The following is a 23,586-nucleotide window of genomic DNA, read 5'->3' as shown; positions in this document are numbered from 1 at the left end:
ATGTCGCGGCCCTCGAACTCCACCGTGCCCTCGGTGGGCTCCAGCAGCCGCATGACCATCCGGGAGAGCGTGCTCTTGCCCGATCCGGACTCACCCACGACGCCCAGGGTCTCGCCCTTGAACAGGTCGAAGCTCACGCCCTTGACCGCCCAGAAGTCGGTCGCCCTGCCCCACGTACCACCACGCACCTTGAAGCGCTGGGCCACGTCCCGGACCCGCAGCAGCGGCTCGTCCTCGGTGGAGGCGGGCGTGAAGGCCTCGAAGTCACCCGGCTTGGTGACGGTGCCCTCGCGCTTCTCCCGCTCGACGCGGTCGGCACGGTCCTGCGCACGGCGCTCGGCCCGCGACATCTCCACGCGAGGCACGGCGGCCAGCAGCGCCTGCGTGTAGGGGTGCTCGGGCGAGGACAGCACCGTGCGCACGTCGCCGCGCTCCACGGCCTGGCCGTGTCGCATGACCACGACCTCGTCCACGGAACCGGCGACCACGGCGAGGTCGTGGGAGACCAGGATCAGCGCCATGTTGAGGTCGCGGCGCAGCTCGTCGAGCAGGTCGAGGATGCGCGCCTGTACGGTGACGTCCAGGGCGGTGGTGGGCTCGTCGGCCAGCAGCACCTTGGGGTCGCACATCAGACCCATGGCGATGACCACGCGCTGACGCATGCCGCCGGAGAACTCGTGCGGGTAGGAGTTGATCCGCTTGGCGGGCTCGGGGATACCGACCCTCTCAAGCGCCTCCACCGCGCGCTTCCTGGCGGCGGCCTTGCCGGCCTTGGGGTGGTGCACCAGGTAGGCCTCGACCAGCTGGTTGCCGATCGTGTACTGCGGGTGCAGCGACTGCATCGGGTCCTGGAAGACCATCGCGATGTCGTTGCCCCGCATGGACCGCAGCTTCCTGTCGCTCGCGGTCACCACGTCCTGGCCGGCCACCTCGATCGACCCGGTGATCTCGGCGCGGCTGCCCCGGTGCAGACCCATCAGGGCCAGCGAGGTCACGCTCTTGCCGGAACCCGACTCACCCACGATGCCCAGCGCGCCACCGGCGGGCACCTCGAAGGACAGGCCCTTCACCGCGTGGACGTCGCCGTCCATCGTCGGGAAGGTCACCCGCAGGTCATCCACGCGCACGACTGCGTCAGGGGCAGCCGATGCCGGTCCGGTCGAGGCCATGTCACATTTCCTTCAGTAGAGCTGGTCTGGTTCAGCGCTCGGCGCTGGGGCGTGTGCGGCGCGCCCTACCTGGCGATGCGCACCCGGGGGTCGACGACCGGGTACAGGAGGTCGACGATCAGGTTGCAGACGACGATGAACACCGCGCCCAGGAGCGTGACGCCCAGGACGACGGGCAGGTCCTTGGACACAATCGAGGTGATCGCGTAGGCACCCACGCCGTTGAGGGAGAACACCGTCTCGGTGAGGATCGCGCCACCCAGGACCATGCCGATGTCCAGACCCAGAATGGTGACGATGGGGGTCAGGGTGGGGCGCAGGGCGTGCTTGAAGATCACCTTGCGCTCGCTCAGACCCTTGGCCCGTGCGGTGCGGATGTAGTCCTCGTTGAGGGTCTCCAGCATGCCCGCGCGGGTCTGGCGTGCGTACTGGGCGGCGTGCAGGAACGCCAGCGTCACCCAGGGAAGGAACATGACCTGGAACCAGGCCACCGGGTTCTCGGTGAACGGCACGTAGCGCGACACCGGGAACAGTCCCCACTCGTGGACCAGGAAGGCCAGGGCGAGCAGACCGGTGAAGTAGATGGGCAGGGAGACGCCGATGAGGGCGACGCCCATGGCCAGGCGGTCGAAGATGCTGCCCTTCTTGACAGCGGAGAGCACGCCGACGGCCACACCGCCGATGACCCAGATCACCGCGGCACCGAGGCCGAGGGACAGGGTGACGGGGAGGCGGTCGAGGAGCTGCGGCAGCACCGGGGAGTTCGTGGTGAAGGAGTACCCGAGGCACGGGGCCGCGCACTGGACCGTCTCACGGCCGAAGGTGAACTCCTGGCCGAGCAGCAGCGTACGGATGAAGTCGTAGAACTGGACCGCGACGGGCTGGTCGAGGCCAAGGCGCTCCACGGTGGCGTCGAGCGCCTCCGGGGTGGGCGCCTTGCCCACGTACATCGCCGCCATGCCGTGCGGAGTGACGCCCGCCCACCTGGGCAGGACGTAGAAGATCCAGAAGGTCACCGCCGTGACGACGGCGAGAAGCAAGAGACCCGCACCAAGGCGGCGGAGAACATAATTCAGCATCGCGGTCGGCGGCGGGGACACCCGGGGGATCGCCTCGGGCTCCCCGCCGCTTTCACCTGCCTTCTCGTACTAGTTCAGGCTGGTATTTCGGGACCTAGCCCCGGTCGACGCCCAGCGCCATGAAGTCGTACATCATGTACGCGGGGTGGTAGTAGGCGTTGGTGAGCTCGTCCGAGCGGTAGATCAGCGTCTTGTCGAAGACCACCGGCAGGATGGCGGCGTTCTCCATGACGAGGGTGTCGATCTGCGTGTACAGCTCGGCGCGCTCGTCCGGGTCCTCGGTCTTGAGGGCGTCGTCCCAGAGACCGTTGATCTCGGGGTCGTCGAGCTCGGAGGTGTTGAAGTTTCCGGTCGCCATGATCGCGTCGCCGTGCGTGATCTTGGAGGCGAAGCCGTAGCCGGTCGGCCAGTCCGGGCCCCAGCCCGAGACGCTCAGGCCGATGTTGTTCTCACGGACGTAGTCCTGCGAACCGGCGTACTGGCCGAAGAAGTCCCCGGACGGGAACGACTTGATCTCGACGTCGATGCCGACGCGGGCCAGCGACTGCTGGAGGGCCTCGGCGGTCTGGACGTCCTTCTCGCGCTCGGTGCGGACCGCGATGTTGGTCTTGAAGCCGTCGGACTCGCCGCACTCGTCGAGCTTCTCCTGGGCCTTGTCCAGGTCACCCTTGTTGTCGGCGGACGGGTACAGGTCCGAGTCGGTGTTGGAGCCCGGGATGGCCGGGGGGAGCAGGCTGGTGGCGAGGTCGCCGCCGGTCGCGCCGCCCCAGGCGCGCCACATGCTGTCGCGGTCGGCGGCGTACATGATCGCCTGGCGGCAGGCCACGTCCTCGATGATCGGGAGGTGGATGTTCACGTAGCGCAGGGCGCCGGAGAACGGGTTGTCCAGGTTGCCCTGGGCGCTCTCGTCGTCCAGGAGGCGGGCGTTCATCGCCGGGCCCACGCCGGTGCCGGCGAGGTCCACGTCGATCTCGCCGCTGAGCAGGCGCTCGTCGATCTCGTCCTGGGAGACGCCGATCTCGACCTCGATGCGGTCGGGCAGGGCCTGACGGACGGGGTCGGTGTCGGAGTCCCAGTGCTCGTTGCGCTCCAGGTTCAGCTTGACGCCGGGCTCGTACTGACCGTCGAACTTGTACGGGCCGGAGGAGAGGACGTTCTCCTGGTACAGGGCCTCGCGGTCGGCCTCGATCGGCACCGGGGCGGTCTGCGGCTGGGTCAGCACGTTCGGGAACTCGGAGAACGAGTCCTTGAGGTGGAAGACCAGGGTGTGGTCGTCCGGGGTCTCGATGGAGTCGAAGCCCGCGAGCGGGTCGTCACCGTTGTCGTAGACGTTGTGGTCGTCCTGGTCCAGGTGGGCCTTGAAGTACTGCGGGCCCTCGGTGAACACGCCGCCGTTGAAGTTGGCGCGGGCGATGCCGTACTTGATGTCCTGGGCCGTGATCTCAGTGCCGTCCTCGTACTTGAGGCCTTCCTGGATCTTGACGGTCCACTCGGTGAAGTCGTCGTTGGGCTCCGGCAGATCCACGGCCATGTCGGGGATCAGGTCGGTGGCGTTGTCGCCCGGCTCGGTGTTGAAGGCGAGGAGCGTACGAGCGTAGTAACGGGAGAAGTTCCAGTTGAACGCGTAGTACGTGTTGCCCGGGTCGGTGGAGTCGAAGTCCGCGGCGAGCGCGTACTTGAGCGTGCCGCCGGCCTTGTCCGAGGCGTTGACGACCTCGGTGGAGCCGAGGTCGAAGCTGTCGGCCGAGTCGGAGCCGCCGCCGGTGGCGGCGCCGCCGCAGGCGGACAGGAAGAGGGACGCCGCCGCGCCGAGCGCGACGAATCCGAGGGTGCGCTTCATCAAGGAAGTACCTCTCTGAACCTGGTATGGGGATGGTCGGAACATGGGTTGACCGGACTTGTGAGCGGATCGGGAGACGGGCCTCCCCGCTCGGGGTCGGGTCAGTCCGAGGTCCGGGGATCGAAGGCGTCGCGCAGGCCGTCACCGAAGAGGTTGAACGCCAGGACGGTGATGAAGATGGCCAGTCCGGGGAAGATGATGAAGTAGGGCGCCGTCTGGTAGAAGGGCACCGCTTCGGAGAGCATCTTGCCCCAGCTCGGAGTGGGCGGGTTGATGCCGACGCCGAGGAAGCTCAGAGCCGCCTCGAACAGGATGTTCGTGGGGATCAGGAGCGTGGAGTAGACGATGATCGGCGTGACCAGGTTCGGCAGGATCTCCTTGAAGAGGATGTGCCGGTTGCTGGCGCCGAGGCTCTTGGCCGCCTCGACGAACTCGCGCTCGCGCAGGGCGAGGGTCTGTCCGCGGACGATGCGGGCGATGTAGGGCCAGTTGAAGAACCCGATGATGAAGACGATGACGCCGATTCTCAGCCCGTTGCCGGTCAGGCCGAAGACGCCGTCGGGGATGACGCCGACGAGGGCGATCGCGAACAGCATCAGCGGGAAGGCCAGGAAGATGTCCATGGCACGGCTGATGACGGTGTCGACCCAGCCACCCATGTAACCGGCGATGATGCCGAGCAGGGTGCCCAGGGCCACGCAGACGAGCGTGGCCAGGAAGGCGACCAGCAGGGAGATCTGGGCGCCGTAGAGGATACGGCTGAAGAGGTCGCGACCGGTGGTGGGCTCGACGCCCAGCAGGTGGTCGGAGCTGATCCCGCCCCAGCGGTCGATGCCCGCGTCCGGGTTCTCGGGGTCGAGGTAGGGGACGCGACGGCTCGGGTCGATCAGGTCCTGGTGGAACTGGGTGGGCGGGTGCCCGAACAGCTTGACCAGGAAGGGCGCGAAGATCGCGGCCAGGATGAGCAGGACCACGACTAGGCCGGAGACCATGGCGACCTTGTCACGGCGCAGTCGTTGCCAGGCGATCTGCCTCAGGGACCGATTGTCGGCGTCGCTGCGACCCGAGGCCGACGCGCCGGGTTCCGAGTCGACCGGTTCGGTCGTCTCAGGGGCATGCGAGGGCGCGCTCATCAGGCCACCACTCTCCACTCATACGCTTCTGGCCGAGGGGACTGATCCCACGCGTGAGCCGCTCAGGGGGTGACCCTTGGGGTCTCACGGTGGGGCCTGCCGGTTCTCGACTCTGGCTGGCGTGGGCGTTGGACCGACGGGGCGAGAGGATGGCCCGTCTCGTCGGTACTGGCACGTGACGCGCCGAACCGTTGAGAGGTTGGGCACAACACGGACCTTTCCGCCCGGGATGTTACACAACGACCAATTTACTCGCCCTTTGAGTGCACGTCGTCCAAAGTCCGCCTGTGTAGCCAAAACGTAACAAACGCTAACAAACAACCCATATGGCTACTAAAGACCGCAAACCACGCATTCATCGGACGACCAGGGCTGAGCAGGCACAAGACCAGAACCACGCCCCGCCAACGATACGACCAAAACAGCGCAAACCTCGCCGATACCGGGGTTCTATGGCAAGTGCTATGAAACCGTGAGTATCCACGGGATTCCCCAAAGTGAACCACGCCACCGTGGAGTGCGTCCTGCGACACAGGGGCCCGCGTCACTCCTCCTCCGCACACGGAAAACGAGGGCGGCCCCGCCTTCGCGGGACCGCCCTCGTCGTCGGAGAAGGGGGTGGGCTACTCGATGCCGCGCTTGCGCAGCAGCGCCTCGATGTCATCGAAGTCGTCGTCGGCCGCGGGTGCCTTGGCCTGCTTCGGGGCACCGACCTGGCCCGCCGGAGGCGGCGCGGCACCCGCCGCGGGGGCGTCACCGCCCTCGGTCCTGGCCCGCGCCCTGTCCTCGGGCCGCGCACCGGGCTTGACCCCGATGCCCTTGGACTTCATGAAGCCCGAGACCACGTACAGGACCACCATCAGCACGGCGAGCCCGAGGCCGACCCACGACTGGAGTTTGAAGGCCATGGTCAGCAGGATGCCGAGCACACCGAGGACGAACTGCAACACCACGTCCATCAGCAGGAGGAGGCCCGCGATCACGGGCAACAGCGACCAGGCGACGCCGCGCAGGCCGTAGGCCGCGCCCTTCCTCCGCCACACGAAGTAGGAGATGACGAAACCGACCGCCGTCAGGGCCGCCCCCAGCCCCATACCGACGTTCTCACTCAAAGTCTCAGGCATGCGACCAGTCTCCCATCCCGCGTCCCAACGCACATCCGGCCGATCCCCTAGGGCGTCCGCCGACGGAGTACGGAGGACGGCGGTCGGGGCCGTACCGCCCGGCACCTCTCCCCCACGCTACCCATCCCCGAGCGGGTCACCAAGGGATCGGGCGCCCGCGAGGCGGCGGGCGCCACGGGGAGGACGGGAGTCCGCGGGCCTGCCCCGGACTCAGGCTTCGGAGACCAACGACTCCAGCCACGCCAGGTCGACCCCGACCAGGCTGTCCCTGAAGACCACGCCCTCACGAGGCGCGATCTCCACGTGGTTGGGGATCGCGACGGTGACGCACCCGGCGTCGGCGGCCGAGGTCACCCCCACGACGGAGTCCTCCACGGCCACACAGCGCCTCGGGTCCACGCCCAGGCGGCGGGCGGCCCTCAGGTACGGGTCGGGGTGGGGCTTGTTGGCGTCCACCTCGTCCCCCGCGACCGAGTCCACGAAGCTCTCCAGGCCGATACCGCCGATGGCCGTCTCGATCAGGGTGCGCTCGGTGGAGGTGACCAGGACCGCCGGGACACCGGCGTCGGCGAGCATCGTCACCAGTTCCTTGGCGCCGGGTCGCAGATCGGCCCCGCCCTCCAACTTGGTGCGGAAGCGGTCGTAGAGCATGTCCGCCACCTGGCGGGGCGTGAGGTGGTCCGCCCCGGTCAGCTCGATGATGTAGCGGCCCACCGGTTCGGCGGCGTTGCCCACGTTGGCCTCGTGGTCGACCTCGGTCCACTCGCCGCCCAGTTCGGCGACCAGCTCGGCCTCCGCCTCACCCCACAGGTGCTCGCTCTCGATGAGGGTGCCGTCCATGTCCAGCAGGACGGCCTGGAGACGGCGTTCCACCGGGGCGTCGGTCTCGGTCAGTTCGGAACTCACTGTGCTCAATTCGCTCATCTCGACTCGTGGCGTGGTGGCCGGTGGTGCTGACCCCCATGGGGAGGGCCCCGCCGGTGTCCGTCACCGGCGGGGCCCACGCCTCGGCTGGTCAGACGTTGAAGTATGTCGCCTCTGGGTGGTGGATGACGATCGCGTCGGTGGCCTGTTCGGGAACGAGCTGGAACTCCTCGGACAACGACACCCCCACCCGCTCGGGTGCCAGCAGCCGCACGATCTTGGCCCGGTCCTCCAGGTCCGGGCAGGCGCCGTACCCCAGCGAGAAGCGGGCGCCCCGGTAGCCGAGCTTGAAGAACGCGTCCAGCTCGGCGGGGTCCTCCCCCGCGAAGCCCAGCTCGGCACGGACCCGGGTGTGCCAGTACTCGGCCAGGGCCTCGGTGAGCTGCACCGACAGCCCGTGCAGCTCCAGGTAGTCGCGGTAGGCGTTCTTCTCGAAGAGCTCCGCGGTGGCCCGGCTGATCGCGGCGCCCACCGTCACCACCTGGAAGGAGACCACGTCCAGCTCACCGGACTCCTTGGGCCGGAAGAAGTCGGACAGGCACAGGTGCCGGTCCCGGCGCTGGCGCGGGAACGTGAAGCGGGTGCGTTCGGTGGACCCGTCCTCGTCCAGCACGACCAGGTCGTCGCCCTCGCTGTAGCAGGGGAAGTGGCCGTGCACGACCGCCGCCTCCAGCAGGCCCTCGGTCTGGATGCGGTCCAGCCACATCCGCATGCGCGGACGGCCCTCGGTCTCCACCAGCTCCTCGTAGCTGGGGCCGTTGCCGCCACGGGACGCCTTGAGTCCCCACTGCCCCATGAACGTGGCGCGCTCGTCGAGGAAGGCGGCGTAGTCGGCCAGCGGGATGCCCTTGCTGATCCGGTCTCCCCAGAACGGCGGGGCGGGCACCCGGTTGGTGGTGGACACGTCGCTGCGGGCGGGCATCTCCTCGGGTTCGGTGACCTTGAGGGTGGCCCCGCGTCGGACCCGGCGCTGGCGCAGTTCGGGGAGCTTGGCGCCCTCCTCGCCGCGCTTGACCGCCATGAAGGTGTCCATCAGGCGCAGGCCCTCGAAGGCGTCCTTGGCGTAGCGCACCTCGCCGCCGAACATGTCGGCCAGGTCCTGCTCCACGTAGGAGCGGGTGAGCGCGGCGCCGCCCAGGAGCACCGGGAAGCGCTCGGAGATGCCCCGGGAGTTCATCTCCTCCAGGTTCTCCTTCATGATCACGGTGGACTTGACCAGGAGCCCGGACATGCCGATCACGTCGGCCCGCTTCTCCTCGGCCGCCTCCAGGATCGCCGACACCGGCTGCTTGATACCGAGGTTGACCACCTCGTAGCCGTTGTTGGAGAGGATGATGTCCACGAGGTTCTTGCCGATGTCGTGGACGTCGCCCTTGACGGTGGCGAGCACGATGCGGCCCTTGCCGTCGTCGTCGCTCTTCTCCATGTGCGGTTCGAGGTAGGCGACCGCGTTCTTCATGACCTCCGCGGACTTGAGGACGAAGGGCAGCTGCATCTGGCCGGAGCCGAACAGCTCGCCGACGGTCTTCATGCCCTCCAGGAGGGTGTCGTTGACGATGGCCAGGGCGGGGCGCTCGGCCAGCGCCTCGTCGAGGTCGGCCTCGATCCCGGTGAGCTCACCGTCGATGATCCGGCGCTCCAGGCGCTCCCACAGCGGGAGGGCGGCCAGTTCCTCGGCGCGGGAGGCCTTCATCGCCTTGGCGTCGACGCCCTGGAACATGTCGATGAACTCCGACAGGGGGTCGTAGTCGCCCTCGCGCCGGTCGAAGACGAGGTCGAGCGCCACCTTGCGCTGGTCCTCGGGGATCTGGTTGATCGGCACGATCTTGGAGGCGTGCACGATCGCGGAGTCCAGGCCCGCCTGGACGGCCTCGTGCAGGAACACCGAGTTGAGCACGATCCGTGCGGCCGGGTTGACGCCGAAGGACAGGTTGGACAGACCCAGGGTGGTCTGCACCTCCGGGTAGCGGGCCTTGAGCTCGCGGATGGCGTTCAGGGTCTCGATGCCGTCGCGCCGCGTCTCCTCCTGCCCGGTGGTGATGGGGAAGGTGAGGCAGTCGATGACGATGTCGCCGGTGTTCAGGCCCCAGTCGCCGGTGATCTCGTCGATCAGGCGGCTGGCCACCCGGACCTTCCATTCGGCGGTGCGGGCCTGGCCCTCCTCGTCGATGCACAGGCCGACCACGGCCGCGCCGTGCTCCTGGACCAGCCGCATGATGCGGGTGAAGCGGGAGTCGGGGCCGTCGCCGTCCTCGTAGTTGACCGAGTTGACCACCGCGCGCCCGCCCAGGGCCTCCAGTCCGGCCTCCAGGACGTCGGGCTCGGTGGAGTCGAGCATGAGCGGCAGGGTGGAGGCGGTGGCCAGGCGCGAGGCGAGCTCGCGCATGTCGCGCACGCCGTCACGGCCCACGTAGTCGATGTTGAGGTCCAGCACGTGGGCGCCGTCGCGGATCTGGTCGCGGGCGATCTCCACGCAGGCGTCCCAGTCCTCGGCCAGCATGGCCTCGCGGAACTTCTTGGAGCCGTTGGCGTTGGTCCGCTCGCCGACCGCCAGGTAACTGGAGTCCTGGCGGAAGGGAACGCTCTGGTACAGGGAGGACGCGGCCGCCTCGACCAGCGGCCTGCGGGTCTTCAGACCCCGGCCCTGGACCCGTTCGACGACCTGGCGCAGGTGCTCGGGGGTGGTCCCGCAGCAGCCGCCGACCAGGCTGAGCCCGAACTCCGCGGTGAAGGTGTCGTGGGCGTCGGCCAGTTCCGCCGGGGTGAGGTTGTAGACCGCCCCGTTGGGACCCAGCTCGGGCAGGCCCGCGTTGGGCATCACGGAGATGGGGATGGGCGAGTGGTGCGACAGGTAGCGCAGGTGCTCGCTCATCTCGGCGGGCCCCGTGGAGCAGTTCAGGCCGATGACGTCGATGTCCAGGGGGGCCAGGGCGGTGAGGGCGGCGCCGATCTCCGATCCCATGAGCATGGTGCCGTTGGTCTCGATGCTGACCTGGGCGATGATCGGCACGTCCCGGCCCAGGGACGCGCGGGCCCGCCTGGCGCCGACCACGGCGGCCTTGACCTGGAGCAGGTCCTGGCAGGTCTCGATGAGGATGGCGTCGGAGCCGCCGTCGATGAGTCCGTGCGCGGCCCGCTCGTAGTAGTCGCGCAGGAACGAGTAGGGGGCGTGGCCCAGGGTGGGCAGCCGGGTTCCGGGACCGACCGAGCCCAGGACGTAGCGGGGCTGGTCGGGCGTGGAGTGGGCGTCGGCGGTCTCGCGGGCGATGCGCGCCCCGGCCTCGGCGATCTCGTAGGTGCGGTCCTCGATGCCGTACTCGTAGAGGCCGCCGTAGTTGGCGGAGAAGGTGTTGGTCTCCACACAGTCGGAACCGGCCTCGAAGAAGGCGGCGTGGGTGTCCCGGACGATGTCGGGCCGGGTCAGGTTGAGGATGTCGTTGAGGCCCTCGTGGCCCTCGAACTGGTCGAGGTCGAGATCGTGCGCCTGCAACATGGTGCCCATCGCCCCGTCCGCGACGATTACTCGCTGGGACAGTGCTTCACGGAACGTCCGTCGATCTCTCATGTTCAGCAACTCTAGTCTCGGGGCCCCGCGGGAGCCCAGCTCGATCCCGGTGATGCTTGGCACGGGGACCTGCGGCTCTGGGCGGACCCGCGGCGCGGGGCGGGGCGGGGTCGGCGTCTGGGGACGGCGGTGTCCCGGTCAGGCGCTGGTCGCGAGGCTACCTCATCGGCGTTTCGCCACGTGAGACAGGCGTCCCAAAGTTGCGCGTGGGGCCAGCGTTCACCGTCTCCGGACAACGGTTTCTCGCTCACCTCGGCACCCCATAGGGTGGTGTGGTCCGCGTCCAGGAAGGGGCCGTCCATGATCCAGCTCGACCGCGAGCTCGTCGAGCCTGTCATGGTGGCGGCGTTCGAGGGATGGAACGACGCCGGGGAGGCCGCGAGCCTCGCCGTGTCGCACCTGTCCGAACAGTGGGACGCCCCGGAGCTGTGCGCCCTGGCCCCGGACGACTACTACGACTTCCAGGTCACCCGGCCGAGGATGACGGTGACCGAGGGCACGCTGACCGAGATGGAGTGGCCCACCACCCGTGTGCGGGTGGTGCGCCCCCCGGGTGCGCGCCGCGACGTCGTTCTGGTCAGCGGGCCCGAACCGAACATGCGCTGGCGCTCCTACACGGCTGACCTGCTGGCCATCGCGCGTGAGCTGGGGGTCCGGCGCGCCGTGATCCTGGGCTCGCTGCTCGCCGACGCACCGCACACCCGCCCCATCCCGGTGACGGGGATGTGCTCGCCGCCGGAGCTGGGCACCCGCTACGGCCTGGAGGCCGCCACCTACTCCGGGCCGACCGGAATCGTCGGCGCCGTGCACGAGACGTTCAGTGCCGTCGGCGTGGAGACGGTGTCGCTGTGGGCGGCCATCCCGCACTACGTGGCGCAGCCTCCCTGCCCGAAGGCGACACTGGCCCTCCTGGGCTGGGTCCAGGACTTCGCGGAGACCGAGGTCCCCCTGGGCGACCTGCCCGAGGAGTCCGTGTCCTGGGAGGCGAGCGTCAACGACCTCACCGCCGAGGACGAGGACATCGCCTCCTACGTTCGCGGGCTGGAGGAGGCCAAGGACACGGTGGATCTCCCCGAGGCCACCGGTGACGCCATCGCCCAGGAGTTCGAGCGCTACCTGCGCCGTCGCGACGACAGCTGACTCCGGGGACCCCGAACCGTCTGGAAGTCCAGCTTTTCTGTTACCGCGCCTTTATGCCGATATAGCTATCTTGCGAATGATGGCTCGCGGATCGGGGGAACTGGGCCAGTGGCCCGGAGTGCGTGTTACGGGGGTACGCGCTCTCCGGGACCGGGTGGGGTCGCCGTCCTCCGAGGCCTGGGACAAGTGCCCGTCCCGACCGCGCGGGGTGGGGTCTGGGGCTACTTGTGAGGATCGCCTTCGTCATCGCCAACGGCTACGCCATGGGTGGAACGGTCCGGACCGTGCACAACCTGGCACGGGGGTTGTCGGCACACCATGAGGTCGAGATCGTGAGCCTGGTCCGCAAACGCCGGAGACCGTTCTTCACGCCCGACGAGAACGTGCGCCTGGTTCCACTGAGCGACGACACGGACGAGTCGCGGGTCAGACCTCCCAGAAAACGGGTCATGGACCACTGGCACCAGCAGGCCGAGCGGATCGTGCCCGAACCCGAGCGGCGCCGGAACAAGAACTACACCCCGGAGGCGGTCACCGGGCTGCGGCGCTACCTGCGCACCACCAAGGCGGACGTGGTGATCGGGACCCGCCCCGGGATCAACCTGCTCCTGGCGGAGTGGGCTCCGTCGCGTGTCCTGACCATCGGACAGGAGCACCTCAACCTGGGCGAGCACAACGCCAAGGTGCGCAAGGCCATCACCAAGGTGTACCCGAAGCTCGGCGGGCTGAGCGTGCTCACCGAGACCGACCGCGCCGCCTACGCGGAGCTGCTCGGCTCGCCCGAGGGATGGCTGACCGCGCTGCCCAACGCACTGGAGCCGGGCGAGCCGCCCCGGGCCACCCTGGACGAGCCGATCATCGCGGCCGCCGGACGGTTCTCCCCGGTCAAGCAGTACCCGCTGCTGGTCGAGGCGTTCGCCCACGTGGTGGCGGAGCATCCTGAGTGGCGGCTGCACATCCACGGCGGCGGCGACCGGGACGAGGAGCTGCGTGAGACGGTGCGGCGGCTCGGCCTGGAGAACAACGTCGGCATCATGGGCCGGACCACCGACATGCTCGGCGAGCTGTCCAAGGCCTCGATGCTGGCGGTGAGCTCGCGGGTGGAGGGGTTCGGGATGACCATCATCGAGGCGTTCTCCGTGGGGGTCCCCGCGGTGAGCTTCGACTGCCCCCACGGCCCCAGGGAGATCATCGACCACGGCCGTAACGGCCTCCTGGTGCCGCCCCAGGACACCGAGGCACTGGGGGCGGCGCTCAACCGCCTGGTGGCGGACCGGGAGGAACGCCACCGCATGGGCGCCCAGGCGCTGGCTTCGGCCTCCGACTACGGGTTGGAGGACGTCACCGCGCAGTGGGAGGCCTTCCTGGAGCAGCGTCGGGAGCGGCGTCCTCGGAGGGGGCCGCTGGCCGCGCTGTTCAGCTGAGCCGGGGACCGCCCCGGCCGGGCGTGGCCGGGGCGGTCGGGGTTCACAGGCGCAGGCGGCGCCACTCCCCCGTGGCGAGGACGGCGGCCCACGCCCCGGCGATCCGGGCCAGTCCGCGACGGACCTCGTCGACGACGGCGGGCGCCAGCGGGGACTCGGCCTGTTCTGCGGGCTCCAACCGCACGGTGACGCGCAGCCCGTCCAGGACCTTCTGGGCGCGTCCCAGGGTCTCGGGGTCGGGGGCGGTCCCCCGGTCGAGCAGGGCACGGATCCCGTCGCGCAGCGTGATGGCCTCGTCCAGGTCGGCGAGGGTGATGGGGATGGCGCCCTCGGTGACGAGTCGGTGCTCCCTCAGGAAGCGGGCCAGGTCGGCGCGATCGGTGAGGCTGCCGCCGGTCGAGACGAAGTCGGCGATGAGTTCCGCCGCCGCGCTGGGCCGGGTGGGGGTACTGGTCGTGGTCGTGGTCATGGCCGCCATCCCATCACGGCCCGCCCGACGGTGGTGTCGATTCGGCGATGTCGTGGCCACAGGTGGTCACCACGATCTCCACCGAAACGGATGTTGTCGGACAAGCGCACCATGCACCTCTCCGCCCCCTCTCCCACCCCCAGCAGACGGACGTCCCGACGGGTGCGACGCGGGCCCTCCCGGACGGGCGGTCAGGGGTTCGCGGCCAGCGCGGCCAACGCCTCGCGGTCCGAGGGAAGGCCGAGTCCGTGGAGGACGGGGGAGAGGCCGGCGACGCCGGTACTCCAGAGACGGTCGTTGTCGGCCACCGCCCGGAGGTAGGCGCGTTGGAGGTCGGTGGGGCTCACGACGCCGGAAACGGTCGTCTCCTCCGTGACACCCATGGCCAGGCGGAGCAGACCGGCCAGGTCGGACTCGGAGGTGAACACGCTGGCCACACCCGCCAGGGCCCGGAAGACCGGGAGGAGGTCGGCCGCGTCCCCGGGGCCGGAGCGGGCCACCAGGGCGTCGACCAGGGAGGACCGTACGTGGCCGGGGAAGAAGCCGGGGCGGTCCTGGAACCAGGAGTCTGCGGCGCTCGGATCGGCCAGCGCCGTCCGGAGCTCTCCGAGGGCGACGGGATCATCCTCCAGGTGCTCCGAGAGCGCGGCGCAGGCTCGAATGGCCTGGTCGGGGTGGGTGAGGAAGGCGGAGGTGTCCCCGCCGCCCTCCACCAGGGCGAGGACGATCGCCGCCCCCTGGTCCCGGTTCTCGGCGAGGTCGGCGGCGCCGGACAGGTCCACCTCCGGCCCCTCCCCCAGACGGCTCAGCGCGCCGCTGGCCGTCACCGCCTGTTGACGCACCCGGCCGTCCGCGTGCGTGAGCAGCGGCCGCACCGCTCCGAGTAGCGCGGGCGCGGCCAGGTGCAGGTCCCGGAGGGCGGCGTGGAACACGGTGTCCAGGAGCGGGTCCTCCCACAGACCCTCGTCCCACTCCGTGTCGCCTCGGGCCATCCGGGTCAGGAGCGCGTCGAGTTCGTCCCGCTGCTCCCCCGGGTCCGCGAGTTCGATCATGTGGGCGAGCGACCGCCCGGCGGACACCTCCGTGACCGCGCGGGCCACGTCGGCGAGGAACCCGAGCAAGTGCGGACGGAGCGGGTCGGAGGGAGCACCGGCGGACCCACCCAGCGGATCCGACACCGGGAGGTCTCCCACGGGGTCCGCCAGGAGGCCGGCGACGAACAGGGCCGCGGGCGGGGTGGCCGGGTAGACGGTCCCCTGGTGCAGGATCACACCGTTCAGATAGGCCAGCGCCTCCGCCCGCTCTTCCCCCTTTGCGGAGAGCAGACCAGCGAGGACCTCCGGTGCGTCGGTGGCCGGACCGTGGGCGTGGAAGGTCCTCGACCAGTCGGTCGAGCGGAGGGTGTCAGCTCTGGTGTCCATGGCCCGCATCCTGGCAGCGGGCACCGACCGTTGGCGTGGCGTCCCAGCCCCGGTGCCGGGCGGATCACTACACTCGGGCGCTGGAACCCCAGGTCAGGAGGCCGCCATGACGTTCACCCAACCCCCGCGCGACCCACTCGGGCGCGCGCTGTACCGCGCCCCGATCTGGATCTACCGGCTGGGCCTGGGCGCGCTCCTGGGCGAGCGCTTCGTCCTGCTCACGCACCGGGGGCGCACCACCGGCCGGGCACGCCAGGCGGTCCTCGAGGTGGTGGGCCGCAACGACGCCACCGGCGCGATGCTGGTGGCCTCAGGCTACGGGGACCGGTCCCAGTGGTTCCGCAACATCCGGGCGGAACCGCGGGTCCTGTTCCAGGTCGGCAACCAGCGCCGCAGGGGTGTCGCCGAACCGCTCCCCCCGGGGGAGTCGGGGCGGGTGCTCGCCCACTACGCGCAACGGCACCCGGTCGCGGCCGCCGAACTGATGCGCGGTCTCGGTCACGACGTGGAGGGTTCCGAGGCCTACGAGCGGATCGGGTCCGACCCCGTCAACGGCGTCCCGGTGGTGCGGCTGCTCCCGGACGCGGAGACGGTCCGGTTCCCCGACTTCACCGCCCCCACGGGGCCGGGGGTGCCGCGGCCCAGGGGCTGAGAAGAGGCTCCGTGCCCGTCCCTGACGAACCGGACGGGAACGGGCACGGAGGTGTGAGGATACCGTGGGCGGCGGTCGCCTAGAGCACGACGCCGAGCAGGGTGTCCACGGTGGTGCGCACCAGACCGGGGGCGGAGGTGTCGGTGCCGCCCCGGGTCAGCGCGGTGGTCGCCCAGGCGTCCACGGCCGCGAGCGCCGACGGGGAGTCCAGGTCCTCGGCGAGCGCGGCACGCACAGCGGCCAGCACGGGGGCCGCGTCCGGACCCGCGCCGAGGGCCACCGCCGCACGCCAGCGCTCGGCGCGCTCGGTCGCGGCGGGCAGCTCGGCGTCGGTCCACTCCCACGGGGCGCGGTAGTGGTGGTCGAGCATGGCCAGCCGGATGACGGCCGGGTCCACACCCTCCTGGCGCAGCTTGGACACGAAGACCAGGTTGCCCAGCGACTTCGACATCTTCTCGCCGTTCAGACCGACCATGCCCACGTGCAGGTGGTTGTGGGCGTTGGGCTGACCGGTGGCACAACGGGTCTCGGCCGCGCCCATCTCGTGGTGCGGGAAGATGAGGTCGCTGCCGCCGCCGTTGATGTCGAACGAGGGGCCGAGCCGGTCCAGGGCGATGGCGCTGCACTCGATGTGCCAGCCGGGACGGCCGCGCCCGAGGGGGCTGTCCCACGCGGGTTCGCCGGGGCGCTCGGCGCGCCACAGCAGCCAGTCGAGGGGGTCCTTCTTGTCCGCGCGCGTCGGGTCACCGCCACGCTGGCCGAAGAGGTCGAGCATCTCCTCGCGGCTGAGGTTGCTGATCTCGCCGAACTTCGACGCCGCCTCGACGGAGAAGTAGAGGTCGCCGTCCACCTCGTACGCGGCGCCGGTCTCGCGGATGCGGACGGCGAGCTCGCTGATGAGGTCGACGGACTCCACGACGCCCACGTACGACGTGGGCGGGAGGATCGACAGGGCCGCCATGTCCTCACGGAAGACGTCGATCTCCCGGTGGGCGAGGTCGCGCCAGTCGACGCCGGTCGCCTCGGCCCGCTCCAGCAGGGGGTCGTCGATGTCGGTGGTGTTCTGGACGTAGTTGACGTCGTGCCCGGCGTCCCGCCACACGCGGTTGACCAGGTCGAAGGTCAGGTAGGTGAAGGCGTGCCCCAGGTGGGCGGCGTCGTAGGGGGTGATGCCGCAGGCGTACATACCCGCAGTGGAGCCCGGCGTGGTCGTCCTTATCCGTCCGGTGGCGGTGTCGTGGATACGGAGAGGGCCGCCGGAACCCGGCAGGGGGACGATGTCAGGCGCAGACCATGAACGCATACCGGGAAGCCTATCCGCACGTGCACGCGACAAACGCACAGATAGCGGGTGGGGTGGGAGGTGATGATTTCCCCAGGTGGGGCGGGAATACCGGTCACCGCTCCTGTGGCGCGGCGAAGATCCTGACCCGTCCGATGAGCAGGACGCTGAGGAGGGCGGTCCCTCCGCACAGGGCCGCGAGGAGTTCGTTGCCCAGACGCCAGTGCAGGAGGGCGCCACTGAAGGAGACGACGTAGAGCAGCCAGTACGCTCCGGATTCGATGAGGTTGCCGCTTCGGCCCATGGTGGTGCCCCCTGCTGTGTACGCGTGCGTTCCACGCGTGTCCGACGGCGAATGCGCCGTCTCTCAGAGAGACGCCGCGATCACGCAGGGGGTTTACGCATTCCTTAGGTCATGGCTCACGCCGCGGTGTGCCCTCGACCTCGCTCCTCCACCCTAGACAGACGACGGCTGACCGAGGGCGCACGACGCACCGGCCATCACGGGTGGGCGGCCAGCTGGAGGTCGAGAAGGTCCAGGTCAGCGGCGCCCGGGAAGGCGGGGTCGTCCATGACCGCGCGCAGGCGGCGGCGGACCGGTCCGGCCTCGGCCCGGCGGGTCACCGGCTCGGCGGCCAGACGCCCGCGGCCGGAGAGGACGCCGGTCGGCGTACGCAGCGACCAGCCGGCGTGGTCGGCGGAGGTCAGCAGCCCGACGGTGCCGTCCTCCTTCACCCGGACCCACTGCCCCACCAGGTCAGCGGGGTCGAACAGGGGCGAGGGGATGGCGTGGGCGCTCAGCATGTGGGTTCCTCGGTGGATCGTCGAACGTCTTTCCTGGAGGAGACGATCCACCACGGCGCCTATGACGCGCTTTCGAAAAACTTCTGGGAAAACCCCGAGAACCCGGTCTTGTGCTTCCGAATCACTAAACGTACAGTAACTTTTCAACACCAATGGTCACAAGGTGACCACACTGGGTCGCGACACGCGTGTCGGACCCGGTACTCCACCGCCCCTGTGGGGCTTCCCCCCGGAGTAGCCCATGCACCGCGCCCTGTTCATGGCGGTCATCACCGCCGCGGCCCTGCTCTCCCCCACCACCGCCTCAGCGTCCACCACGGAGTCCGACATGCGGGCCACGCTCGTGTGGTCCGACGAGTTCAACGGCGCCGCCGGAAGCGCCCCCAACCCCGCGAACTGGAACCACGAGACAGGTGACCACGGCTGGGGCAACAACGAGCTCCAGAACTACACCGACAGCCGTGCCAACTCGGCCCTCGACGGTAACGGCCACCTCGTGATCACGGCCCGCCAGGAGGCCCACGGCGGTTACACGTCCGCCCGCCTGACCACCCAGAACAAGGTCCAGCCCCAGTACGGCCGGGTCGAGGCGCGCATCCAGATCCCGCGCGGCCAGGGCATCTGGCCCGCCTTCTGGATGCTGGGCTCGAACTTCCCGAACACACCGTGGCCGGACTCGGGCGAGATCGACATCATGGAGAACATCGGCCGCGAACCGCACCTGGTGCACGGCAGCCTGCACGGGCCCGGCTACTTCGGCGGCAACCCGCTGACCGGCTCCTACATGCACCCGCAGGGGTGGTCGTTCGCCGACACCTTCCACACGTTCGCCGTGGACTGGCGGCCGGGCTCGATCACGTGGTCGGTGAACGGCGTCGCCTACCAGACCTACACGGCGGCGGACACCGGGGGGAACCCGTGGGTGTTCGACCAGCCGTTCTTCATGATCCTCAACGTGGCCGTGGGCGGCGACTGGCCCGGTTACCCGGACGGAACGACCCAGCTCCCCCAGGAGATGCGCGTGGACTACGTCCGCGTGTACTCCCTGGACTAGGTCCTTCGGAGACCCGGCCGAGGGCACGCCAGGAGGGGGCCGTGAACCAGACCGATCCCGGCCCCCTCACCTCCGGCGACGCCGAGCGCTTCCGCGGCGACGCCCTCGTCGCACTGACCGCCTTCACCTCGGTGACGCTCCTCGCGCTGCTGGCGTTCCTGATCGCCTGACACCCGGCTCCACGCGTGCGGCCCCGCCCCCCAGGGCGGGGCCGTACGACTTTCGTGTCGGCCCGGGACACCCGCACCACGGGGTCCCCCGCTCACTCCGGGACGTCGATCATCTTCCACGGTTCGGGGGCGGCGGGGGTGTCGGTGAAGGCGTAGCGCACCGTGTCGCGGTCCAGGGCGACCAGGGTGACGGAGCCGGTGGCCCACACCTGGCCGTCACCCAGGTCCGCGTGGGCGATCAGGCCCGTGGGGTCCCCTCCGGGAGTGGTGCCCGCCGACCGGGGCCGCTCATGGGCCGCCTTGGCGATGAGCGCGGGCCACTCGCCCCAGATCTCCTCCGGGGTGGTCGCCTTGGGCAGGTCCGGGTCGGGACGGGCGCGGGCGAACTCCGGGGTGTGCCGGGCGGCGCGGGGGTCTGCGGGGTCCAGGCCCGTGTTGACCAGCGTGGTCACGCCTCGGGGAAGGGAGCGGATGTCCATACACCGCCCATCCCAGCTGTACAGGGTCGCGCTGTGCGCGTCGGCGTCGAGCAGGTGGAAGGGCGCGTAGCGGGTGGGGTCCTCGCCAGCGAGGGGATCGCGCTGGGTGGACAGGGCCCTGAGCGGCAGGTCACCCCTGCTCGCGGGGTAGGTGCCCTCCCACGGCATCGTCCCGTCCCACGGCCAGCCGTTGAGCAGGGCGGCCATCCGTCGCTTGTGGGGATCCACGGCCAGCCAGGTTCCTCCGGCGAGCTGGTCCCGACCGCCGACGAGGTGGGGGCGCTGGGGCCAGTGCGGCGCGGGCCAGGACCACGGGCGTGAGCGCATCTCGTCCCTCAGTGCGGCGACGACCAGCGGTGTCCTGGCGTCCGGATCGAAACCGACGATCACCGTGCACATCTCGTTGTCTCCCACGCGTTCGGGTCCCTTGCCAAGGACTCTACGACGCGAAGCCCCGTGCGCGCCCCCTGGGGACACGATCCCTGGTCAGGGTGGTGCTGGCCCCAGGGCGAGGAGTCGGCCGGGCACTACGGCGCGGCCGGGGTGTGCTCTTCTACTCTGGGGGCTCCCTAGTCTTGTGTGCGTTGACGCCGGGGCCGTTTGAGCGGGGGTTTCGCCGTTCCGGTCCCCCTTCGCCCTCCTTCGCCAACCAGGAGCCCTCCGTGCCCGAAGAAACCGACCGGTCCCCACTGGGTCCGCTCCCGGCCGAGCCCGTGTCGGGCCGGTCCGTCCTCCTGGGTCCGCCCCCGGAGAAGGGGTTGTCCAGTGAGGACGTCGCCGAGCGCGTCGCGGGCGGGCGGACCAACGACGTCCCCGTCCGGGCGAGCCGCAGTGTCGGACAGATCATCCGAGGGAACGTCTTCACCCGCATCAATGCGATGATCGCCGTCCTGTTCTCGGTCATCGCGGTGATCGGGCCCGTGCAGGACGGCCTCTTCGCACTGGTCATCGTGATCAACACGCTGATCGGCATCGTCCAGGAGCTGCGTGCCAAGCGCACCCTGGACAAGCTCGCGATCGTCAACGCCGCGCGCCCCCGGGTGGTGCGCGACGGCGCCACGGTGCGGGTGGCCACCCAGGAGATCGTCCTGGACGAGGTCCTGGAGGTCGGAGTCGGCGACCAGGTGGTGGTGGACGGCGTCGTGACCTGGGCCGGGGGCCTGGAGGTCGACGAGTCGCTGCTCACCGGAGAGGCCGACCCGGTGCTCAAGCAGCCCGGTGACACGGTGATGTCGGGCAGCTTCGTGGTGGCCGGGGCCGGGCGCTTCCGGGCGACGAAGGTGGGACGGCACGCGTACGCGGCACGGCTGGCCGAGGAGGCGAGCCGGTTCTCGCTGGTGCGGTCGGAGCTGAGGTCGGGGATCAACACGATCCTCACCTGGATCACCTACGCCCTTTTCCCGATCGGCGCCCTGCTGGTCTACAGCCAGCTGTTCATGAACGGTCAGGTCGCGTTGGACCAGGCGGATTCCGGGGGTGTCCCGGGGCCTCTGGCCGACGCCCTGCGCGGCATGGTGGCGGCGTTGGTGTCGATGATCCCCGAGGGCCTCATCCTGCTCACGAGCATCGCCTTCGCGGTGGGGGTGATCCGGCTGGGCCGCCACCGTTGCCTGGTGCAGGAGCTGCCCGCGATCGAGGGCCTGGCTCGGGTGGACGTGGTGTGCACGGACAAGACCGGCACGCTGACCGAGGTCGGCATGAAGCTCGCGGAGATCCGTGATCTGGGCGGTTCGTCGGAGTCCCCCACCCTGGTGCTGGCCGCGCTGGCCGCGAGCGACCCGGACCCGAACCCGAGCATGGCCGCGATCGCCGAGGGGTGCGCGGCCGGCGGGCGGGAGGCCCCGGACTGGACCGTGACCGCGCTGGCCCCCTTCTCCTCCGCTCGCAAGTGGAGCGGGGCGAGCCTGCTGACTCCGTCGGGTGAGGGGCACTGGGTGCTCGGCGCCGCCGACGTCCTGGCCGAACCGGACTCACCCGCCGCCGCGGAGGCGGCCCGTCTGGGTGCCCAGGGGCTGCGGGTCCTGCTGCTGGCGCGGGCCTCGGTCCGGGTGGACGACGAGTTCGCTCCGGGAACGGTGGAGCCGGTGTCGCTGGTGGTGCTGGACCAGCGGGTGCGCGAGGACGCCCGGCCGACCCTGGACTACTTCGCCGACCAGGGCGTGGACGTCAAGATCGTCTCCGGCGACCACGCCGCCTCCGTGGGCGCGGTCGGCCGCGAGCTGGGGCTGCCCGGGGCCGACCGTCCCATGGACGCCCGGGACCTGCCCGAGGAGCCGGAGCGGATGGCGCGGGAGGTGGAGCGCCGCTCGGCGTTCGGCCGGGTCACTCCCGAACGCAAGCGCGACATGGTGCGCGGCCTGCGCGACCGCGGGCACACGGTGGCGATGACCGGTGACGGCGTCAACGACGTGCTGGCCCTGAAGGAGGCCGACATCGGCGTGGCGATGGGTTCGGGCAGCCCCGCCTCGCGTTCGGTCGCCCAGCTGGTCCTGTTGGACAACCGCTTCGCCGTCCTGCCCAGAGTGGTGGCCGAGGGCCGCCGGGTGATCGGCAACATCGAGCGGGTGGCCAGCCTGTTCCTGACCAAGACCGTGTACACGATGACGCTGGCGATCATCGTGGGCCTGCTGGCGGTGGCCTACCCGTTCTTCCCTCGCCACGCCACGCTGATCAACGCGGTCACCTTCGGCATCCCCTCGTTCTTCCTGGCCCTGGCGCCCAACACCGACATCGCCCGGCCGGGGTTCGTCCTGCGCACGTTGCGGCTGGCGATCCCCTCGGGGCTGGTGGCGGGGCTGGCCGCGGTGACGACCTACCTGCTGGTGCTCGGTGGGCGCACGGTCCCGGACCCGGCGGACCGCACGGCGGTGGTCATCACCCTGTGCGCGACCACGCTGTGGGTGCTGCTGTTGGTGGCCAAGCCGTACGTGTGGTGGAAGGTGGCGCTGGTCGGCACCATGGTGGGTCTGCTGACCCTGGCCATGGTGACACCGTGGGGCCGCTGGTTCTTCGACCTCGACGTGAGCGATCCGGCCAAGGTCCTGACCGGGCTGGCGGTGGCGGGGGTGGCGATCGCGGTGATCACGGTGATCCGTGTCGTGGACGACCGGATGACGAGCCGCGCCGCCGCCTAGCGGGGGTTCAGGTACCACCTCGGGGCCGGTCAGCGTGGGAACTGTTCAGGGCCGGTGCCGAGCCGCGATCCTGGGTGCGCCACGTGTCCGGATCGACAGGAGCCACATTGAGCATCCCCAACACGCACATCCGCGCCGTGCTGGACGGCTATCTGGAGCGCTTCCCCAAGGAAGTCGACGCGGCCGGCCCCCTGGTGCGGGCCCTGGACGGCGGGCACGAGCTGTCCTCTCCCAAGGAGTTCCGCGTGGGACACGTGACCGCCGGGGCCGTCGTGCTCGACCCGTGTTGGCGGGTGCTGATGGTCCGGGAGGGGGAACAGGGCCCCTGGTTCCTGCCTGGCGGGCACCTGACCACCGAGGACGGTGCGCTGGACGAGGCGTCGCTGGGGCGCCTGACGGAGTCCACGGGCCTGGCCCCCGAGCGGATCGAGGTCACACGGGCGGGGTCGGACGCGCACGCGCTCCCGTTGGACCTGGACGTCCACCGTGTACCGGAGGACCCGGACCGGGGGGAGCCCGAACACGTGCACTTCACGTTCCTGTACCTGTACCGGGCGACGGCCGCCACCGTGCCCGCGAGGGGCGGGGCCTCCGACGCGCTCGCGTGGCGGCCCCACACGGACGTGCCCTCGGCTCGGTTGGCGGCGAAGATCTCCCAGACACTGGCCGCATCGAGAGCGGCGGCCGAGCGCGTGTGACCGCGGGACCGCGGAAGAGACCCTG

Annotated in this window: 20 protein-coding genes; 7 read left to right on the top strand and 13 right to left on the bottom strand. The window is 70.2% G+C overall.

Features of this window, described 5'->3' with window-relative positions; genetic code table 11:
• The 7 genes from BDW27_RS09890 to metH all read right to left on the bottom strand — a co-directional run.
• A partial coding sequence (locus BDW27_RS09890) for an ABC transporter ATP-binding protein (RefSeq protein WP_110049070.1) occupies positions 1-1,169 on the bottom strand: 1,169 nt, incomplete at its 3' end.
• 65 nt (positions 1,170-1,234) lie between these two features.
• A complete protein-coding gene (locus BDW27_RS09885) occupies positions 1,235-2,248 on the bottom strand; it encodes an ABC transporter permease (protein ID WP_026129314.1) in 1,014 nt (337 codons plus the stop codon).
• 94 nt (positions 2,249-2,342) lie between these two features.
• A complete protein-coding gene (locus BDW27_RS09880; protein ID WP_110049069.1) occupies positions 2,343-4,091 on the bottom strand; it encodes an ABC transporter substrate-binding protein in 1,749 nt (582 codons plus the stop codon).
• Between the two features lie 98 nt (positions 4,092-4,189).
• The gene (locus BDW27_RS09875; protein ID WP_017544869.1) at positions 4,190-5,221 is read right to left on the bottom strand and encodes an ABC transporter permease; all 1,032 of its coding nucleotides are present in this window, start codon (positions 5,219-5,221) and stop codon (positions 4,190-4,192) included.
• A gap of 623 nt (positions 5,222-5,844) precedes the next feature.
• Positions 5,845-6,345: a cellulose synthase gene (locus BDW27_RS09870; protein WP_233515704.1), complete on the bottom strand. Its 501-nt coding sequence runs from the start codon at positions 6,343-6,345 to the stop codon at positions 5,845-5,847.
• Between the two features lie 210 nt (positions 6,346-6,555).
• On the bottom strand, positions 6,556-7,269 hold the full coding sequence (locus tag BDW27_RS09865; RefSeq protein ID WP_040693832.1) for an HAD family phosphatase: 714 nt from the start codon (positions 7,267-7,269) through the stop codon (positions 6,556-6,558).
• A 91-nt stretch (positions 7,270-7,360) separates the two neighbouring features.
• On the bottom strand, positions 7,361-10,834 hold the full coding sequence (metH, locus tag BDW27_RS09860) for a methionine synthase (RefSeq protein WP_110049103.1): 3,474 nt from the start codon (positions 10,832-10,834) through the stop codon (positions 7,361-7,363).
• Positions 10,835-11,134: 300 nt separating this feature from the next.
• Here metH and BDW27_RS09855 point away from each other — a divergent pair, with 300 nt between their 5' ends.
• Entirely contained in the window at positions 11,135-11,974 is an 840-nt protein-coding gene (locus tag BDW27_RS09855) for a PAC2 family protein (RefSeq protein WP_017544865.1), read from the top strand.
• Between the two features lie 227 nt (positions 11,975-12,201).
• The gene (locus BDW27_RS09850; protein ID WP_110049068.1) at positions 12,202-13,398 is read left to right on the top strand and encodes a glycosyltransferase family 4 protein; all 1,197 of its coding nucleotides are present in this window, start codon (positions 12,202-12,204) and stop codon (positions 13,396-13,398) included.
• A 43-nt stretch (positions 13,399-13,441) separates the two neighbouring features.
• Here the strand turns inward: BDW27_RS09850 and BDW27_RS09845 are convergent, their stop codons facing one another.
• Together BDW27_RS09845 and BDW27_RS09840 are read right to left on the bottom strand one after the other, a co-directional pair.
• Entirely contained in the window at positions 13,442-13,867 is a 426-nt protein-coding gene (locus BDW27_RS09845) for an ABATE domain-containing protein (protein ID WP_026129312.1), read from the bottom strand.
• Between the two features lie 191 nt (positions 13,868-14,058).
• Positions 14,059-15,288, bottom strand: coding sequence for a hypothetical protein (locus BDW27_RS09840; protein ID WP_110049067.1), 1,230 nt, complete (start codon positions 15,286-15,288; stop codon positions 14,059-14,061).
• 106 nt (positions 15,289-15,394) lie between these two features.
• Here BDW27_RS09840 and BDW27_RS09835 point away from each other — a divergent pair, with 106 nt between their 5' ends.
• A complete protein-coding gene (locus BDW27_RS09835) occupies positions 15,395-15,940 on the top strand; it encodes a nitroreductase family deazaflavin-dependent oxidoreductase (RefSeq protein ID WP_110049066.1) in 546 nt (181 codons plus the stop codon).
• A gap of 79 nt (positions 15,941-16,019) precedes the next feature.
• On the opposite strand, the gene mshC is transcribed toward BDW27_RS09835, so the two are convergent.
• The 3 genes from mshC to BDW27_RS09820 form a co-directional block, all read right to left on the bottom strand.
• Positions 16,020-17,243, bottom strand: a complete 1,224-nt coding sequence (gene mshC, locus BDW27_RS09830) for a cysteine--1-D-myo-inosityl 2-amino-2-deoxy-alpha-D-glucopyranoside ligase (protein ID WP_110049065.1) — start codon at positions 17,241-17,243, stop codon at positions 16,020-16,022.
• 94 nt (positions 17,244-17,337) lie between these two features.
• The gene (locus BDW27_RS09825) at positions 17,338-17,526 is read right to left on the bottom strand and encodes a hypothetical protein (protein WP_110049064.1); all 189 of its coding nucleotides are present in this window, start codon (positions 17,524-17,526) and stop codon (positions 17,338-17,340) included.
• A gap of 197 nt (positions 17,527-17,723) precedes the next feature.
• Positions 17,724-18,026, bottom strand: a complete 303-nt coding sequence (locus tag BDW27_RS09820) for a hypothetical protein (protein ID WP_110049063.1) — start codon at positions 18,024-18,026, stop codon at positions 17,724-17,726.
• Positions 18,027-18,267: 241 nt separating this feature from the next.
• Between BDW27_RS09820 and BDW27_RS09815 the strand changes: the two genes are divergently transcribed.
• Together BDW27_RS09815 and BDW27_RS28005 are read left to right on the top strand one after the other, a co-directional pair.
• On the top strand, positions 18,268-19,080 hold the full coding sequence (locus BDW27_RS09815) for a family 16 glycosylhydrolase (RefSeq protein ID WP_110049062.1): 813 nt from the start codon (positions 18,268-18,270) through the stop codon (positions 19,078-19,080).
• Positions 19,081-19,121: 41 nt separating this feature from the next.
• Entirely contained in the window at positions 19,122-19,250 is a 129-nt protein-coding gene (locus BDW27_RS28005) for a hypothetical protein (RefSeq protein WP_255421473.1), read from the top strand.
• Between the two features lie 92 nt (positions 19,251-19,342).
• Here the strand turns inward: BDW27_RS28005 and BDW27_RS09810 are convergent, their stop codons facing one another.
• Positions 19,343-20,128, bottom strand: coding sequence for an NRDE family protein (locus BDW27_RS09810; protein ID WP_110049061.1), 786 nt, complete (start codon positions 20,126-20,128; stop codon positions 19,343-19,345).
• A 263-nt stretch (positions 20,129-20,391) separates the two neighbouring features.
• On the opposite strand from BDW27_RS09810, the gene BDW27_RS09805 reads away from it, so the two are divergent.
• Together BDW27_RS09805 and BDW27_RS09800 are read left to right on the top strand one after the other, a co-directional pair.
• Positions 20,392-22,863 carry an HAD-IC family P-type ATPase gene (locus BDW27_RS09805; RefSeq protein WP_370446472.1) on the top strand — a complete coding sequence of 824 codons (2,472 nt, stop codon included), beginning with the start codon at positions 20,392-20,394 and terminating at the stop codon, positions 22,861-22,863.
• Between the two features lie 107 nt (positions 22,864-22,970).
• Entirely contained in the window at positions 22,971-23,561 is a 591-nt protein-coding gene (locus tag BDW27_RS09800; RefSeq protein ID WP_017544853.1) for an NUDIX domain-containing protein, read from the top strand.
• The last annotated feature ends 25 nt before the right edge of the window (positions 23,562-23,586 follow it).

Source organism: Nocardiopsis sp. L17-MgMaSL7 (genome assembly GCF_003182025.1).
In the GTDB taxonomy this organism is placed as follows: Bacteria; Actinomycetota; Actinomycetes; order Streptosporangiales; family Streptosporangiaceae; genus Nocardiopsis; species Nocardiopsis prasina.
The sequence above is the reverse complement of the archived record's forward strand: the minus strand, read 5'-3'. Positions and strand labels throughout refer to the sequence as shown.